Genomic DNA, 17,019 nt, shown 5'->3' on the forward strand with positions numbered 1-17,019 from the left:
GCGTCAGTCGGCGTACCTCGCGGCCGCCGCGGCGTATTCCGGCTCCGGGTTCATCGCCGCGGCGAGTCGCAGATACGGTGCCGCCTCGGCGCCGCGACCGGCCCGCTCCAGGGTGCGGCCGAGCGCGTGGGTGGCCCACGCGTCACACGGGTCGAGTTCGACGACCCGGCGCAGCGTCGCCTCGGCCCGGCGCAGTTGCAGCGAGAGGTAGTACGCCCGGCCCGCGAGTTGCTGGACGGCCACGTTGTCCCGCTCGTCCTCCAGCGCCGGTTCGAGCAGGCGCAGTGCGCCCAGTGGGTCGCGCCATTCGACCAGGGCCTCGGCCACTCGGTAGTTCTCCAGGGTCAGCTTCACGGTGGCTCCCTTCGCGATGCTCGGGGCGGCATCGGACGAACAGCAGAACCGCATACCCCGGCGAGGTATTCCGTGAGCCCTCGGGCGCCCGGTCAGGCGCCCGGGACGAGTACCGCGCGGCCGCTGATCCGGCCGTGGTGCAGCCGGTCGTAGACGTCCGGGGCCTGGTCGAGCGGGAACTGCTCGACGTGCGCGCTCACCGCGCCGCGTCGGGCCAGTTCGATCAGTTCGATCAGCTCGGCGCGCGAGCCCCAGTAGGGCGTGCTGACCGAGCACTCGTAGGGGATCAGGCCGAAGCCGACCGGGAGGGTGCCGCCGCCGATGCCGACGATGGTCAGGTCGCTCTCCACGGCCGCGCACTTCGCGGCCAGTTCGACGGTGGGTTGCACGCCGGCGAAGTCCAGTACGAGCTGGGCGCCGAGGCCGTCGGTGGCCTCGCGGACGATGTCGGCGGCCTTGGCGTCCGACTTGATCGCCAGATGGGCACCGGAGGCGCGGGCCAGCTCCAGCTTGTCCTCGCTCACGTCGAGGGCGATCACCTGCGCGGCGGAGAGCGCGCGCAGCAGTTGTACGCCGATGTGGCCGAGGCCGCCGACGCCCAGGACCACGGCGGTGCTGCCCGCGGGGAGCTTGTCCAGGGAGCGCTTGATCGCGTGATACGGGGTCAGCCCGGCGTCGGTGAGCGGGACGGTGCGCACCGGGTCCAGGTCGCCGATCGGGACCAGGTGGCGCGGGTCGTCGACGAGCACGTAGTCGGCGAGCGCGCCGGGGGCGCCCAGGCCGGGTGGGCGGATGCCCAGTTCGGCGGCGCGGGCGCAGTAGTTCTCCTTGCCCTGCGCGCAGGCGTGGCAGGTGCCGCAGCCCCACGGCCCGTAGACGACGACCGCGTCGCCGAGTTCGAGCCCGGTGACCCCCTCGCCGAGCGCAGCCACCGTACCGGCGCCCTCGTGGCCGAGGGTGAGCGGGGCATCCGGACCGAACGTGCCGACCGGGTGGCTCATCACGAAGATGTCGGAGTGACAGACGCCGGCCGCGGTGACCTTCAGCAGCACCTGGCCGGGACCCGGTTCGGGCGCGGGGATCTCCCGCACCTCGACCGGCTTGCCGAACTCGACGTATTGGACGGCCTTCATGGGTTTCTCCCTTTCCGGCGTACCGGCCCCCACGTGGGTACATGGGTGGTGCTCGGGTGGCACGGTGGGCCGGCGACGTCGTTTGCCAGACTATTACTCGCCAACCGGATGGATTACCGGGCCGGGGTATCCCACGCGGGAGGCTACGGCGCGGTGTAGCCGCCGTCCACCAGGTGGTAGCTGCCGGTGATGAACGAGGCCCGGTCGGAGAGCAGGAAGGCCACCGGGTCGGCCACCTCGTCGACGGTGCCGAGCCGACCCATCGGGTGCAGCCGGGCCAGCGCGGCGTGCGCCTCGGCGTCGGATGCGGCGAGCAGCGGGGTCTCGATGAAGCCCGGACCGACCGCGTTGATCCGGATCCCGTGCCGGGCGTACTCGATCGCGGCGGTCTTGGTCAGGCCCAGCACGCCGTGCTTGGCGGCGACGTAGCCGACCGCGTTCGGGAAGCCGACCGAGCCCAGGATCGAGGCGATGTTGACGATCGCGCCGCCGCCGGCCGCCAGCATCGCCGGGATCTGGTGGCGCATCCCGTAGAAGACACCGCTGAGGTTGATGTCGATGACCCGGCGCCAGCCGTCCGTCGGGTAGTCGCCGGTGTGCGCGTGCGGGCCGGTGATGCCCGCGTTGTTCACCGCGAGGTGCAGGCCGCCGAACGCCTCGACCGCCGCGCGCACCAGCGCCGCGCAGGATTCCGGCTCGGCCACGTCCACCCGCATCCCCCGCGCACTGCCGCCGGCCTCGGTGATCTCGGCGGCCACCCGGGACGCGCCGACGTCGTCGAGGTCGGCGACCACCACATGGGCGCCGTCGGCCGCGAGCCGCCTGGCGATGGCCGCGCCGATGCCGGAGGCGGCGCCGGTGACGATGGCGGTCCTGGCTGCGAAGTCGGCACTCATGCCTTCGATCCTGTGAGCACCGACCCCTCGACGCCCGTCGACGGGACCTAATGGGGGACGTCGTCCCGGGGCCGTCGCCGCGGTGAGTGCTACAGGCCGCGCAGCGCCACGTCGAGGCCGCGGTGGACGATGTCGGCCTTGATCTCGTCCGGGAGTCGGGCCAGGTCGGTATCCAGCAGCAGCACGCTGAGGCCGTGTACGGCGGACCACATCACCACGTCCGAGTACTTGCGCCGCTCGGCGGGCAGCCGGCCGCACGCCACCAGGTCGTCCAGCGAGCGGGACATCATCGCGTACGACTCCTCGGAGTCGCCCGGCACGCCGGGCAGCCGCTCCTCCTCGCCGATCGCGGCTGCCGCCTGCCGTCGGCCGATCAACATCGGTTCGCCCTCCGCCGCGTCGGCACCGATGCAAAAGGCGGTCCGGAACAGGCCGGGCTCGGCGAACGCGAAGCGCACGTAGCCGATCCCCGAGGCGCGCAGCCTGCGCAGCGCCTCGTCGCCCGGATCCGGACAGGGCTCACCCGCGGCGATCTCGGCCCGCATCGCGGCGGCCATCAGGGACAGGCCGTGCTCCTTGACCGCCTCGACCAGCTCGTGGTGATTGGCGAAGTGCCGGTAGGCGGCGGTGGAGGACACCCCCGTCGCGCGCGCGACCTCGCGCAGCACGATCGCCTGCGGTCCGCCCGCCCGGGCCCGCTCCACCGCGGCCTGGATGAGCGCGTTGCGCAGGTCGCCGTGGTGGTATCCGCGGCGGCCCGAGGGGCCGGCGGGTTGTTCGCTCGCCATGGTTCTCCGTTCGGTACAGGCCCATGTTGACACTGCGCACATTGGATGCCAAGTTATCAATGCCAACATTGTTATCGGCGTCAACATCGTGTGTTCGGCTCCGCCATCTCCGTTCCCCACGGACCGCTCGGAAGGTCGATGATCATGCTCGAACGACTGGGGGATCTCGTATTCCGCCGGGCGCGCACCGTGCTCGTGGTCGGCGTGTTGTTGTTGCTCGGCTCGGCCGGGGTGGGCCTCGGAGCCTTCGGCAAGCTCCAGTCGGGTGGTTTCGACGCACCGAATTCGGCCTCGAGCCGGGCCCAGGACCAGCTCAAGCACACCTTCGGAGGCCGCCCCAACCTGGTGATCGAGATCCGGGCCAAGGACGGCTCGAACGTCGACACCCCGGCGATCGCGGACGCCGGACGCCGGTTGACCGCGGCCCTCGCGGCCGCACCGGGCTTCGACCAGGTCGCCTCCTACTGGACCACCGACGCGCCCGGGCTGAAGGCGGACGGCGGGCGCGGCGCGCTGCTCGTGGCCCATTCGGTCAAGGACGACATCAGCGAACTGCCGCGGGGGGCGAAGTTGCCCGCGGACAGCCCGCTGAAGGTACGGATCGGCGGCGACGCCTCGATCGGCCCGGCGATCACCGGCCAGGTCGGCAAGAGTCTGGCGATCGCCGAGGCCATCGCCGTACCGCTGACCCTGCTGCTGCTCGTGCTCGCGTTCGGCAGCCTGATCGCCGCCCTGGTCCCGCTGGTGATCGGCTTCATCGCGATCATGGGCACCTTCGCCGAACTGTTCGTCCTGGGCAGCCTCACCGACGTGTCGATCTTCTCGATCAACCTGACCACCGCGCTCGGTCTGGGCCTGGCGATCGACTACGCGCTGCTGATCGTGGCCCGCCATCGCGAGCTGCTGCACGCCGGGCACGACCTGCACGACGCGGTGGTCGGCACCCTGCGTACCGCCGGGCGCACGATCCTGTTCTCCGCCGCGACGGTGGCCGCCGCGCTCGCCGTGCTGCTGGTGTTCCCGCAGTACTTCCTGCGCTCGTTCGCCTACGCGGGCATCGGCGTGGTGCTCGTTTCCGCGCTCGCCGCGCTGATCATCGCGCCCGCGCTGCTGACCGTGCTCGGCCCGCGCGTCGAGTCGCTGCGCATCCGCGGCGTCAAGGGTGTCCAGGGCGCCGAGGCGCCGGTCTGGTCCCGGCTCGCCGGCTTCGTCACCCGCCGGCCCGCGCTCACCGCGCTGCCCGTGGTCGCGGTGCTGTTGCTGGCCGCGTCGCCGCTGCTCGGGGTCACGTTCGGCACCCCCGACGAGCGGGTCCTGCCGACCAGTACCGAGGCCCGCCAGGTCGGCGACACGCTGCGCGCGGACTACAGCCTCGACGACACCCGCTCGCTGGACGTGGTGCTGCTCGGCGCCGGCGCCCAGGTCCAACCGGACGCGTACGCCGCCCGGCTCGCCGCACTGCCCGGGGTGACCCGGGTGGACACCGCCGGCCCCGACCGGATCCGGCCGAACGCGCGCCTGCTGTCGGTGATCACCACGCTGCCCGCCAAGTCGGACGCCGCCCAGAACCTGGTCCACGACGTCCGCGCAGTCCCCGCGCCGGATCGGACCGAGGCCCTGGTCGGCGGCACCGACGCCCGGCTCGTGGACACCAAGACCTCGATCGGCGACCGGCTGCCGTTGGCCTTCGGGCTGATCGTGCTCAGTACGTTCGTCCTGCTGTTCCTGTTCACCGGGAGCGTCCTGCAACCGCTGCGCGCACTGCTCCTGAACGGGATCAGCATCACGGCCGCGGTCGGCATCACCGTGTGGGTCTTCCAGGACGGGCATCTGTCGAGCCTGCTGGGCTTCACCCCGCTGCCGATGGACACCTCGATGACCGTGCTGCTGTTCTGCATCGCGTTCGCCCTGTCCATGGACTACGAGGTGTTCGTGACCAGTCGGATCAAGGAGCTGCACGACGCCGGCGCGTCCGACGCGGACGCGGTCCGGCAGGGGTTGGGGCGCACCGGGCGGATCGTCACCACCGCCGCCGCGCTGCTCGCGGTGACCTTCGTGGCGTTCCTGACCAGCACCGTGAGCTTCCTCCAACTGTTCGGCTTCGGCGCCGCGCTGGCGATCCTCCTGGACGCGACCCTGGTCCGCGGCGTCCTGGTTCCCGCCGCGATGCGCGTCCTGGGCCGGCATGCGTGGTACGCCCCGGGTCCGTTGCGCCGCCTGCACGAGCGGGTGGGCCTGCGCGAGTCGGCCCCGGAGCCCGCCGGGTCGGGGCCCGCCCGGACCGGCGACGCGAGCGCGGCCGGTCGACAGGTGCACGACGGCGTGCACTGAGCCCGCCCGCCGGGCCGGCCGTGACGAGGCCGGCCGAAGGCCGGGCCAAGCGAAAAAGGGGCCGCCCCCGGGAAGTGTCTCCCGGGGGCGGCCCCTTGTCGGGTCCTGCGGACTCGACTACTCCTTGCTCAGGTTCGGGCCCGAGCCGGTCGCCTCGATCGGCGGTGCGTCCGGCAGCGGGGCCTTCTCCATGCCCTCGAAGGTGAAGTTCTCTTCCTTGCCCTCACCCTCGGTGTCGACCACGATGATCGACCCGGAGCGCAGCTCGCCGTAGAGGATCTTCTCGGAGAGGTTGTCCTCGATCTGACGCTGGATCGTCCGCCGCAGCGGACGGGCGCCGAGCAGCGGGTCGTAGCCCCGCTTGGCGAGCAGGGCCTTGGCGGCCGGCCGGAGCTCGATGCCCATGTCCCGGTCGCGCAGCCGCTCGTCCACCTTGGCGATCATCAGGTCGACGATCTGGATGATGTCTTCCTCGGAAAGCTGGTGGAAGACGATCGTGTCGTCGACACGGTTGAGGAACTCGGGCCGGAAGTGCTGCTTCAGCTCTTCGTTGACCTTCGCCTTCATCCGGTCGTAACCGGTCTTGACGTCGGACGAACCGGAGAAACCGAGGCCGAAGCCCTTCGAGATGTCCCGCGTGCCGAGGTTGGTCGTCATGATGATGACGGTGTTCTTGAAGTCCACCACCCGACCCTGGGAATCGGTCAGTCGACCGTCCTCCAGAATCTGCAGCAGCGAGTTGAAGATGTCCGGGTGGGCCTTCTCGACCTCGTCGAACAGCACGACCGAGAAAGGCTTGCGGCGCACCTTCTCGGTGAGCTGGCCACCCTCTTCGTAACCCACATATCCGGGCGGGGAACCGAACAGCCGGGAGACCGTGTGCTTCTCCGAGAACTCGCTCATGTCCAGTTGGATGAGCGCGTCCTCGTCGCCGAAGAGGAACTCGGCGAGCGTCTTCGACAGCTCGGTCTTACCGACGCCGGACGGGCCGGCGAAGATGAACGAACCACCGGGACGCTTCGGGTCCTTGAGCCCGGCGCGGGTGCGCCGGATGGCCTGGGAGAGCGCCTTGATGGCGTCCTTCTGGCCGATGACCCGCTTGTGCAGCTCGTCCTCCATGCGGAGCAGCCGAGCCGACTCCTCCTCGGTCAGCTTGAAGACCGGGATGCCCGTGGCCGTGGACAGGACCTCTGCGATCAGTTCCTCGTCCACCTCGGCCACGACGTCCATGTCGCCGGCCTTCCACTCCTTCTCCCGCTTCGCCTTGTCGGCGAGCAGCTTCTTCTCGCTGTCGCGCAGGGACGCGGCCTTCTCGAAGTCCTGCGCGTCGATCGCGGACTCCTTGTCCCGACGCACGTTGGCGATCTTCTCGTCGAATTCGCGCAGGTCCGGCGGCGCGGTCATCCGGCGGATGCGCATCCGCGAACCGGCCTCGTCGATCAGGTCGATCGCCTTGTCCGGCAGGAACCGGTCGGAGATGTACCGGTCCGCGAGCGTCGCCGCGGCCACCAGGGCCTGGTCGGTGATCGACACGCGGTGGTGCGCCTCGTAGCGGTCGCGCAACCCCTTGAGGATCTCGATCGTGTGCGGCAGAGACGGTTCCGCGACCTGGATGGGCTGGAACCGGCGCTCGAGCGCCGCGTCCTTCTCCAGGTGCTTGCGGTATTCGTCGAGCGTGGTCGCACCGATGGTCTGCAGCTCACCACGCGCCAGCATCGGCTTGAGGATGCTCGCCGCGTCGATCGCGCCCTCGGCGGCACCCGCGCCGACGAGCGTGTGCAGCTCGTCGATGAACAGGATGATGTCGCCGCGGGTGCGGATCTCCTTGAGCACCTTCTTCAGCCGCTCCTCGAAGTCGCCGCGGTAGCGGGAACCCGCGACCAGCGCGCCGAGGTCGAGCGTGTAGAGCTGCTTGTCCTTGAGCGTCTCGGGCACCTCGCCCTTGACGATCGCCTGGGCCAGGCCCTCGACGACGGCGGTCTTGCCGACGCCGGGCTCGCCGATCAGGACGGGGTTGTTCTTGGTGCGGCGGGACAGCACCTGCATGACCCGCTCGATTTCCTTCTCGCGCCCGATCACCGGGTCGAGCTTGCCCTCGCGCGCCGCCTGGGTCAGGTTGCGCCCGAACTGGTCGAGCACCAGGGACGTGGACGGAGTGCCTTCCTGGCCACTGCCGCCCGGAGTGGCGGACTCCTTGCCGCTCGAGTAGCCGGAGAGCAGCTGGATGACCTGCTGGCGGACCCGGTTGAGGTCGGCGCCGAGCTTCACGAGGACCTGGGCGGCGACGCCCTCGCCCTCGCGGATCAGGCCCAGGAGGATGTGCTCCGTGCCGATGTAGTTGTGGCCGAGCTGAAGCGCCTCGCGAAGCGACAGCTCGAGGACCTTCTTCGCACGGGGCGTGAAGGGGATGTGACCGGACGGGGCCTGCTGACCCTGCCCGATGATCTCCTCAACCTGCTGACGCACTGCCTCAAGCGAGATGCCGAGGCTCTCCAGGGCCTTCGCAGCGACGCCCTCACCCTCGTGGATGAGGCCGAGGAGGATGTGCTCAGTACCGATGTAGTTGTGGTTGAGCATCCGGGCCTCCTCCTGAGCCAGGACGACAACCCGCCGCGCGCGGTCGGTGAACCTCTCGAACATCGTTATCGCTCCTCAGAGCGGTCGTGCAGATCGGGGACGGTCCCCTCCCTGTCCTTCCGCATGCTAGTCCTGCACGCAGGACCGCTCGATTCGTCCGTGAAGACGTGCGACCCACGTGTTGTGGACCGCATTGGACAACTAGTCAAACCCGATGGTGCGAGACGATGTTCCCGCCGGCCACGTACTGAGGCCGATTCCGAGTACGCCAGAAGCGAACGCGGCATTTTCCACCGCCGGTTTCGGCCTCGATGGGACCCGGCGCGGTCACCGCCGACGCCCCCGCTTCCCCGTCTCCCCTCCATGTTCGGGTCATACCCCGGACGACACCTTCTGTATACCGGCAGGTCACGACCGGCGTGCGGGCGACCGTGTCGAGGTCCGGGGCGGCCCGATCCGGTCCACCCTCGCGCTCGATCACCCATCGCGTTCGCCATGTCACCTTTCGTAACCTCGCTGTCGTCCCGGAGTTGAACACGGTATGGCAGCCACGCTTGTTTTCGCGTCCCGATCGGCGCCCGTCGTACCCGGTCCGCTGGACGAGGCCCTCTGGTACGCGCGGGCCCTGGGCTGGCCGGTGGTTCCGGGACCGGTCGCCGCGGCCGGCACGAGCGGGGCCGCGACCACCGAGCCGCGGGTGTTGTCGGCGTATTGGGCGGACACCCCGGGCGCCTCGGTGCGGCTGGCCGCGGGGGTGCGGTTCGACGTGCTGGACGTGCCCGGGGCGGCCGGGGTGCGGGCCCTGGACCGGGCCGAGCGGCTCGGGCTCCCGGTCGGTCCGGTGGCCGCGACCGGCACGGGGCGGATCCAGTTCCTGGTCGCCCCCGGGGTGGCCGGCGACCTGCCCGCGCTGCTCGACTGGCTGGACTGGGCCGATCTGGACCTGGACCTGCGGGCGTACGGCGAGGGGGACACGGTGGCCGCGCCGTCCCCGTGGCCGGCCACGTGGCGGGCGCCGTGGCCGCGCTCGTGGGAGCACGCCCGCTGGCTGCGGCCCCCGGTCGACCCGGGGCGGGTGTGCCCGGTCGGGGATCTCGCCGCCCTGGGCGCGGTGCTGCACGTGGACGTGCGCTTCCCGGACGTCACCCGGCTGCTGAGCACGCTGGCGCACGCGTGCCAGCATGTGCGGCTGTTCCCCGCACCCCGGGCGACTCGGCCGCGGCCGCTGACCCACCACCGGCCCGCGCCGGCCTGACCCGCGACCGGGCCGCCGGGGCCGCGCGCGACCGGCGAAACGACACGAGCGGCGCCCTCTCCCGGTTCGTTCGGGGGAGGGCGCCGCTCGTCGGATGCGTCGACGATCAGGCGTGGGCCTTCTCGTAGGCGTCGCGAATGTTGCCCGGAACGCGACCGCGCTCGCTCACGTCGTAGCCGTTCTCCTTGGCCCAGGCGCGGATCTTGGCGGTGTCGCCGGCGGCGGCACCACCCTTGACCACCTGACGGACACCGCGACGTGCGGCGACCCGGCCACCGGTCTTGCGGCCGGCCTCGACGTAGGCCGTCAGGGCCGTGCGGAGCTGCTCTGCGTGCGTGGCGCTCAGGTCGATCTCGTAGGAGACACCGTCGAGCGCGAACGTCACCGTCTCATCGGCCTTGCCGCCGTCGAGGTCGTCAACGAGAAGAATCTGGACCTTCTGTGCCACCAGGATTCCCTTTCATCGGGAGGGTTCACAACCAGCTCAAGAAAAGGAAACCGCTTTCTGCGGGAAAATACAAACCCGCCCGCGCGGAACCCGTCGAGTCGGCAATACGTTACCGGGTTTGTGGTTGCGACTTCACCGCACACCACACCGTCATGGGCAACAAGGGTCAAGAGGTTCCCCGGCGCGGGGCGCGATCTCCGCCACACCGGGGTCGGTCTACGCGGATGGAGATCACTGCCAGAGATGGAGCAGCATCCGCGTGTTGCCAAGGGTGTTGGGTTTGACGCGTTCCAGATCCAAAAACTCGGCGACGCCCTCGTCGTACGAACGCATCAGTTCACTGTAGACATCGCCGTCGATCGGGGTCTCCTCGATCTCGACGAAGCCGTGCTTCGCGAAGAAGTCGACCTCGAAGGTCAGGCAGAATATCCGTCGAACGCCGAGCCAACGCGCGGTCTCCAGGAGTTTGCCGAGCAACAACCGGCCCAGTCCGTGTCCGCGACACGCCGGATCCACCGCGAGAGTGCGCACCTCGGCGAGGTCTTCCCACATCACGTGCAGCGCGCCGCAGGCGACCACCTCGCTGTCGGTGTCCCGCTCGGCGACCCAAAACTCCTGTACATCCTCGAAGAGGGTGACCGTGGGTTTGTCGAGCAGGATACGCAGCCCCACGTACCCGTCCACAAGGCGTCGAATGGCCCGCACATCGGACGTTCTGGCACGTCGGATCGTCACTTCCATGCGCTGACGCTATCGCGATCACGATAGCCGTCGCCGCTCCGCCCCGTTTACCACCGATCTGCCCTGTGGGCCGTGGAAACAGCCGGCTCGACGAGCATGGTCCCGGGTGCGGTTTCCCGTCGCCCGGACCGGACGTTCTTCATACATCCGACCCGGATACCGCTGGTCGCGGCCGTGTGTTGTGGAGTGATCGGGTCTGATATGGACGGATTCCCCCGGTCATTCCCGGGTCCCGGATTCGGCCACCCGCGTGCTCGCGCACGCCACCTCGGCATCGTCGGTACATCGGTACATACGTTGCCGATCACCGGCTTCGCGCCCGGCGTGCCGAGGAAACTCGACCGGGCGGTCATCTCGGATCCGGCGGCATCCCGCGGCACCCGGAGCGGCAGAATCGGGGTGACCTCGGTTCCGGCCTTGTGATCCGGCCGGTCTTCCACGGTCCGGTCGTGGTGTCGAATTCCCCCTGCGCCGGCTTCGCGGCCGGCGATTTCCCGCCGGCGGGCACGGTGTTTCGCACGACCGCGGACTTCGCCTCGGCGTCGAAGGTGTGGCGGGCGGCGAGGCGAGCGGAGCCGCCTGGTGGGAGGCGGGACGGACGAGGTGCGGTCGGCCCGACGGTGGCCACCGCGACGACACGGCCCACCCGGGTTTTCGCTCGCATCGCGTCGGCCCGCTTTCCGTTCCACGGCGCGGAAGTCCGCTTTTCTTACGTAGATCATTAATGCGATTACGCAGAGTCGCGCTGCGGAGTGCTTCGGAGTGCTTCGGGGCGCACCGAACGAATTGGCGAAGCGTTCATGCGCGGCGCCGGCTAGGTCGTGGCTTCGGGCAGCGCGACGCGCAGTGCGTCGCGCAACGCGTCGAGTTGTTCGGGCGTCATGCCCTCGACGAAGTGCACGAGAGCACCGGCCCGACTGTCGCCGGCCGCCCAGTCGGCGCGCATCAACTCCGCGGTATAGGCGTCGCGCGAGCGCACCGCTTCGTAGAGATAGGCCCGTCCGACCATCCGTCGGCGCAGCAGGCCCTTGCGGAAGAGTTTGTCGAGCACGGTCATCACGGTCGTATACGCGGGCTCCCGATCCGGCCGCAGCGCCGCCTGCACGTCGCGTACCGAGGACGGGCTGTTGCGCTGCCAGACGCGGAGCATCACCTGGGCTTCGAGCTCGCCGAGCCGTTTCATGTCGGACCCTCGCAAAACCTCGTCGTGCCGTGAGCTGCGTCACGTCGGCCGGACCATCTCCTACGCGGCATCGTAGATGTAGTTTCGTCCGATTTTGTCGTCCCGGAAACCGGGTCCTTCGACCCTGTCGACGGTGGGCCGCGGGTCGGTCCGAGGCGCGGGGCCGGATCGGGGCCGGGATCGACTACTACGCGGGGACGTAGTGTCCGATCCGTCACGACTTGGTCGATTCACGGCGGATTGTTACCACTGAGCACGGCCCCGTCGTCGACACCCCGAGGTATTCGTGCCGCACTCCCCCGCAGTTCCGCCCACGCCCACCGACCGCCGCTCGCGGCTGCGCAAGCTGCGCCCGAGCCGGCCGGTCACCGTGGTCTCGGGCCTCGCGCTGCTCGCCGTCGCGGTCACCGCCGGCGTCCAGGTCTCGGGAGCGGAGTCGACGCTGGACCGGGCGGCGAGCGCGGATCCGGCGGACGCGGCGCGGCTCGCCGACCGTGGTGCGGATGTGGCCGCTCGTTCGCACGAGCGGGCGGTGCTCGACGCCGGGCAGGCGGCGCGGGAGGCGGACGCCGCGCGGGAGGCGGAGCGGGTCCGGGCGGCCGAGCAGGCCCGGGAGGCGCAGGAGGCCGAGCGGCAGGCCGCGGCGGCCCGGGCCGCCGCGAGTTGGGTGTTGCCGACCTCCGACTACACGCTGACCGGCCGGTTCGGCAACAGCGGCGCGCGCTGGGCGAGCACGCACACCGGCCTGGACTTCGCGACCGGCTCCGGTACGCCGATCAAGGCCGCAGCGGCGGGCACGATAACCTCGGCCGGCCCGGCGGGCGCGTTCGGCAACCGGATCGTGATCACCCACTCCGACGGCACCCAGACCTGGTACTGCCACCAGTCGCGGTTCGCCCGGACCGGCGGCGCGGTCGCGGCCGGCGAGGTGATCGGCTACGTCGGTACGACCGGCAACTCGACCGGCCCGCACCTGCACTTCGAGGTACACCCCGGCGGCGGCGCGGCCACCGACCCGAACACGTGGCTGGTCGGCAAGGGCGTCACGCCCTGACGGTCAGCGAGTCCAGCCAGTCCCACCAGCCGCCCTCGGCGATCAGCGCGGCGAGCTTGGCGTAGCCGACCGGGTCGCAGTGCGCTCCGTCGCCGTACGCCTCGATCGCCGCCCACCACTCGGGATCCTCGCTCAGTGCGCGCTGGACGGGTACGAACGGGACGCCCCGTGCGGCGCACGTCTTGGCGTACGCCTCCTCCAGCGTCAGCGCGTCCTCCGCGCTCGCCGCATCGGGTACCGGCGGCGGGCCGACGACCAGGCAGGTCCAGCGGGCGCCGGTGGCGGTGTCCAGTATCGCGTCGAGGTTGGCCACACTGTCCGCGAGCCGTACCCGCGGCCGGCCGTGGTCGAGCGCGAGGTCGTTGACGCCGAACGCGAAGACCATGCCGGTGCCGTCGGCGTGCCGCAGGCGCGGGACGGCCTCGCCGTACCAGCGCTCGGCGACGTCGGCCGAGGTCTCCAGCCGCACGCCCAGGTTGTACGCGGTCAACTGCCGGCCCCGGCGACGGGACTCGGCCGCCAGACGGCCGACCCATCCGCCGCCGGAGAGGTCGCCGACGCCTTGGACGAACGAATCGCCGGCGACGCAGATCCGCAGATCGGGGGCTGCTTCCATGCGGCCGACCTTATGCGTACGAACGGGTGACGCGCCCGGAAATGCGGCAGGAGCCCCCTCGGGGGCGACGATCCGTCACCGAGGGGGCTCCCGTACTGCGTTCGGCGGGTCAGTCGGTGGTCGGCTTCACCAGCGGGAACAGGATCGTCTCGCGGATGCCGCGCCCGGTGAAGGCCATGATCATCCGGTCGATGCCCATGCCCACGCCGCCGCTCGGCGGCATCGCGAACTCCAGCGCGCGCAGGAAGTCCTCGTCGATCCGCATGGCCTCGACGTCACCGCCGGCCGCGAGCAAGGACTGCTCGGTGAGCCGCCGGCGCTGCTCGACCGGGTCGACCAACTCCGAGTAGCCGGTGCCCAGTTCCATGCCGAAGCCGATCAGGTCCCACTTCTCCGCGACGCCCGACGCGCTGCGGTGCTGGCGGGTCAGCGGCGACGTCTCGATCGGATAGTCGCGGACGAAGGTCGGCTCGATCAGCGTGTGCTCGACCAGCGCCTCGAAGATCTCCTGGACCAGCTTGCCCTGACCCCAGGCCTTGTCGTACTCGATCTCGCGGGCGTCGGCGAGCTTGCGTACGGTCTCGAGCGGGGTCTCGGGGGTGACCTCCTCGCCGACGGCCTCGGAGACCGAGCCGTAGACGGTGATCTCGCGCCAGTCGCCGGAGATGTCCACCTCGCGGTCGCCGTGCCGGAAGATCTGCGAGCCGAACACGGTCTGCGCGACGTGCTGGTAGACCTCGCGGGTGAGGGTGGCCACGGTGTTGTAGTCGCCGTACGCCTCGTAGGCCTCGAGCATGGTGAACTCGGGGTTGTGCGTCGAGTCCGCGCCCTCGTTGCGGAAGTTGCGGTTGATCTCGAAGACCTTCTCGGCACCGCCGACGACCAGGCGCTTGAGGTAGAGCTCGGGCGCGATGCGCAGGTAGAGGTCCATGTCGTACGCATTGATGTGGGTGACGAACGGCCGCGCGGTGGCGCCGCCGTGCACCGGCTGCAACATCGGCGTCTCGACCTCCAGGAAGTCCCTGGCGTCGAACCATTCGCGGATGGCGCGGACGATCCGGCTGCGGGTGCGCAACATCGCGCGCGACTCGTCGTTGACGATCAGGTCGACGTAGCGCTGGCGGACCCGGGCCTCGGGGTCGGTCAGGCCCTTGTGCTTGTCCGGCAGCGGCCGCAGGCACTTGGAGGTGATCGCCCACGAGTCGACCATGATCGACAGCTCGCCGCGGCGGGAGGTGATCACCTGGCCCTCGACGCCGACATGGTCGCCCAGGTCGACATCACTCTTCCAGGCGGCCAGCGACTCGGCGCCGACCCCGTCCAGCGAGACCATCACCTGGATGTCGCCGTCGCCGTCGCGCAGCGTGGCGAAGCACAACTTGCCGCCGGTGCGGTAGAGCACGACCCGGCCGGTGATGCCGACCCGCCGCCCGGTCTCCACATCGGCGTCGAGACCGTCGAACTCGGCGCGCAGGGCACCGACCGTGGTACTGCGAGGGAATCCGACCGGATACGGGTCGGTCCCCTCGGCCCGAAGCCGATCGAGCTTGTCGCGGCGAACCCGCATCTGCTCGGGAAGGTCGTCGATCTGCGGCTGCGCTGCGCTCTGCTCGGTCACGGCACAAGGCTACCCATCCCGTCTCCGCGCCTCGAACCGGAATCCATCGAGGCGTCCGGGCTCGACACCGGCGGCGCGGACGCCTGCTCGGGCACGGTCGGCGCCGCCGTGAGGTATCGGGGCGTGCTCGGGGTCAGCCGGTGCCGGTCTGGAGGATTTCCGGGGTGGGGAGTTGGCCCAGGGCGCGGCCTTGGCGGCGGTGGGGGATTACCGGGGAGAGGGGTTCCGGCGACGGGCTCGCGTCGGGGGGTGTGGCGTCGGCGGATGTGGGTTCTTGTTCGTGGGGTGCGGAATCGATTCGGGGGGCTTCGGGGTCGGGGGCTTTCGCTGCGGGATCGGCGGGCTTGGGCTCGGGGGCTTCGGGCGCCTCGGGGGCGAGGGTCTTGGGCTTGAGGGTCTCCGACTTGGGGGCCGCGCGGACCTCGGGTTCGGCGACTTCGGGTTCGAGGGCTTCGGGGGTCCTGGGCTCGGGAGCCTTGGGGACGGCGGGTGTGAGGGCTTTGGCGGGCTCCAGGGGGGTGGGGGCCTGGTGCTTGTGGTGGGTGGTGTGTTGCGGGTCCGGCCTGGTCGCGGGCGGCGTGCGGGTGGACCCGGGCGTGAGCGCGGGTGTGCGGGTGGTGGGGTTCGGGGTGAACTCGGGCTGGGTTGGGCGGGGTTGGGGGGTGCGGGCGATGCGCGGGCGGCCCGGGATGAGGATGTCCAGGGGGTCGGGTCCGGATGCCCTGGTGGCTCGGTGGTGGGCTCTTGCGGTCAGGCGTTGTTCGAGGGCCGCCTCCGCCAGCCGGGTGCAGCGGCGCAGCAGTGCGGCGCGGCTTGCTCGCTCCCGGGCGCCGCAGGGGAGGTCGACGGCCGTGCGCAGGGCGGCCAGGTCCTCGGCCGAGGGGATGTGCGCGGCCTCGTCCACCGCGGTGCGCAGGCAGGACAGGAAACCGGCCGCGCTCCCGGGCAACGCGGCGCGATAGCGCCGTAGTTCGGCCGCCATGAAGGTGCGCAGCCGCTCCCGCTCGTCGTGTGCCTCGGCGATCGCCCGGCCGAGCAGCCAGAAGTCGACCGAGTCGGGGCCGCCGCGCAGCGCGACGGTCAGCGCCCGACGCAGCACCCGCACCTCGTGCGCGCTGAAGGCCATCCCCTGGTCACCATGTGGCGTCGGCATACCACGCACTGTATGCCGCGAGCCGGACAATCCGGCTTATTTGTTACTTGTGTTTTCCGACCCGAGCCGGCCGCGATCAGACCGCCGCGTTGCGCTCGTAGACCATCCGCAGTCCGATCAGGGTCAACCACGGCTCGTGTACGTCGATCACCGACGCCTCCCCCAGGACCAGCGTGGCGAGTCCGCCGGTGGCCACCACGGTGACCGCGTCCGGGTCGTCCGGGGACAGTTCGGCCGCCATCCGCTTGACCACGCCGTCCACCTGCCCGGCGAAGCCGTACAGGATCCCGGCCTGCATCGCCTCGACCGTGCTCTTGCCGATCACGCTGCGCGGACGCATCAGCTCGATCTTGCGCAGCTGCGCGCCGCGCGCGCCGAGCGCGTCCACCGAGATCTCGATGCCGGGGGCGATCGCGCCGCCGACGTACTCGCCCTTCGTGCTGACCGCGTCGAACGTGGTCGCGGTGCCGAAGTCGACCACCACGCACGGCCCGCCGTAGAGCTTGACCGCCGCGAGCGCGTTGATGATCCGGTCGGTGCCGACCTCCTTGGGGTTGTCCATCAGCACCGGCACCCCGGTCTTGACCCCGGGTTCGACCACGACCGTGGGGATGTCCCCGTAGTAGCGCCGCACCATGTCGCGCATCTCGTGCAGCACGGACGGCACCGTGGAACAGATCGCGATGCCGTCGATGCCCTCGGCACCGATCAGCGGGTGTTGGCCGAGCAACCCCGCGAGGACGACCGCGAGTTCGTCGGCGGTCCGCCGGGCCTCGGTCGAGATGCGCCAGTGCTCGACGATCTCGTCACCGTCGAACAGGCCGAGCACGGTATGCGAGTTACCGACGTCGATGGTGAGCAACATCGTGGGC

15 protein-coding genes are annotated in these 17,019 nt (G+C 70.6%); 3 read left to right on the top strand and 12 right to left on the bottom strand.

Features of this window, described 5'->3' with window-relative positions; all coding sequences use genetic code 11:
• Positions 1-3: 3 nt before the first annotated feature.
• From ABIA38_RS33595 to ABIA38_RS33610, 4 genes are all read right to left on the bottom strand, one after another.
• On the bottom strand, positions 4-354 hold the full coding sequence (locus ABIA38_RS33595; RefSeq protein ID WP_424642693.1) for a tetratricopeptide repeat protein: 351 nt from the start codon (positions 352-354) through the stop codon (positions 4-6).
• A gap of 92 nt (positions 355-446) precedes the next feature.
• The gene (locus tag ABIA38_RS33600; RefSeq protein WP_424642694.1) at positions 447-1,487 is read right to left on the bottom strand and encodes an NAD(P)-dependent alcohol dehydrogenase; all 1,041 of its coding nucleotides are present in this window, start codon (positions 1,485-1,487) and stop codon (positions 447-449) included.
• Between the two features lie 143 nt (positions 1,488-1,630).
• Entirely contained in the window at positions 1,631-2,383 is a 753-nt protein-coding gene (locus ABIA38_RS33605; RefSeq protein ID WP_424642695.1) for an SDR family NAD(P)-dependent oxidoreductase, read from the bottom strand.
• Between the two features lie 89 nt (positions 2,384-2,472).
• Positions 2,473-3,171, bottom strand: a complete 699-nt coding sequence (locus ABIA38_RS33610) for a TetR/AcrR family transcriptional regulator (RefSeq protein WP_424642696.1) — start codon at positions 3,169-3,171, stop codon at positions 2,473-2,475.
• A gap of 144 nt (positions 3,172-3,315) precedes the next feature.
• Between ABIA38_RS33610 and ABIA38_RS33615 the strand changes: the two genes are divergently transcribed.
• Entirely contained in the window at positions 3,316-5,502 is a 2,187-nt protein-coding gene (locus ABIA38_RS33615; RefSeq protein ID WP_424642697.1) for an MMPL family transporter, read from the top strand.
• 117 nt (positions 5,503-5,619) lie between these two features.
• On the opposite strand, the gene ABIA38_RS33620 is transcribed toward ABIA38_RS33615, so the two are convergent.
• Positions 5,620-8,142 (bottom strand): ATP-dependent Clp protease ATP-binding subunit, encoded by a 2,523-nt coding sequence (locus tag ABIA38_RS33620; protein WP_424642698.1) that lies wholly within the window; start codon positions 8,140-8,142, stop codon positions 5,620-5,622.
• 478 nt (positions 8,143-8,620) lie between these two features.
• Here ABIA38_RS33620 and ABIA38_RS33625 point away from each other — a divergent pair, with 478 nt between their 5' ends.
• On the top strand, positions 8,621-9,334 hold the full coding sequence (locus ABIA38_RS33625; protein ID WP_424642699.1) for an SCO3374 family protein: 714 nt from the start codon (positions 8,621-8,623) through the stop codon (positions 9,332-9,334).
• A 106-nt stretch (positions 9,335-9,440) separates the two neighbouring features.
• Here the strand turns inward: ABIA38_RS33625 and ABIA38_RS33630 are convergent, their stop codons facing one another.
• The 3 genes from ABIA38_RS33630 to ABIA38_RS33640 form a co-directional block, all read right to left on the bottom strand.
• A complete protein-coding gene (locus tag ABIA38_RS33630; protein ID WP_424642700.1) occupies positions 9,441-9,782 on the bottom strand; it encodes a histone-like nucleoid-structuring protein Lsr2 in 342 nt (113 codons plus the stop codon).
• 231 nt (positions 9,783-10,013) lie between these two features.
• Positions 10,014-10,523, bottom strand: a complete 510-nt coding sequence (locus tag ABIA38_RS33635) for an amino-acid N-acetyltransferase (protein WP_424642701.1) — start codon at positions 10,521-10,523, stop codon at positions 10,014-10,016.
• Between the two features lie 814 nt (positions 10,524-11,337).
• Positions 11,338-11,706, bottom strand: coding sequence for a BlaI/MecI/CopY family transcriptional regulator (locus ABIA38_RS33640; RefSeq protein ID WP_424642702.1), 369 nt, complete (start codon positions 11,704-11,706; stop codon positions 11,338-11,340).
• A gap of 286 nt (positions 11,707-11,992) precedes the next feature.
• Here ABIA38_RS33640 and ABIA38_RS33645 point away from each other — a divergent pair, with 286 nt between their 5' ends.
• On the top strand, positions 11,993-12,760 hold the full coding sequence (locus tag ABIA38_RS33645) for a M23 family metallopeptidase (RefSeq protein ID WP_424642703.1): 768 nt from the start codon (positions 11,993-11,995) through the stop codon (positions 12,758-12,760).
• Here the strand turns inward: ABIA38_RS33645 and ABIA38_RS33650 are convergent.
• From ABIA38_RS33650 to ABIA38_RS33665, 4 genes are all read right to left on the bottom strand, one after another.
• Positions 12,750-13,376 carry a GDSL-type esterase/lipase family protein gene (locus ABIA38_RS33650; protein WP_424642704.1) on the bottom strand — a complete coding sequence of 209 codons (627 nt, stop codon included), beginning with the start codon at positions 13,374-13,376 and terminating at the stop codon, positions 12,750-12,752. The genes ABIA38_RS33645 and ABIA38_RS33650 overlap by 11 nt on opposite strands.
• 109 nt (positions 13,377-13,485) lie before the next feature.
• Positions 13,486-14,994: a bifunctional lysylphosphatidylglycerol synthetase/lysine--tRNA ligase LysX gene (gene lysX / locus ABIA38_RS33655; RefSeq protein WP_424642705.1), complete on the bottom strand. Its 1,509-nt coding sequence runs from the start codon at positions 14,992-14,994 to the stop codon at positions 13,486-13,488.
• Between the two features lie 133 nt (positions 14,995-15,127).
• A complete protein-coding gene (locus ABIA38_RS33660; RefSeq protein WP_424642706.1) occupies positions 15,128-16,147 on the bottom strand; it encodes a hypothetical protein in 1,020 nt (339 codons plus the stop codon).
• A gap of 76 nt (positions 16,148-16,223) precedes the next feature.
• Entirely contained in the window at positions 16,224-17,012 is a 789-nt protein-coding gene (locus ABIA38_RS33665; protein ID WP_380033046.1) for a type III pantothenate kinase, read from the bottom strand.
• Between the last annotated feature and the right edge of the window lie 7 nt (positions 17,013-17,019).

This window comes from Embleya sp. AB8 (assembly GCF_049739465.1).
Taxonomy (GTDB): domain Bacteria; phylum Actinomycetota; class Actinomycetes; order Streptomycetales; family Streptomycetaceae; genus Embleya.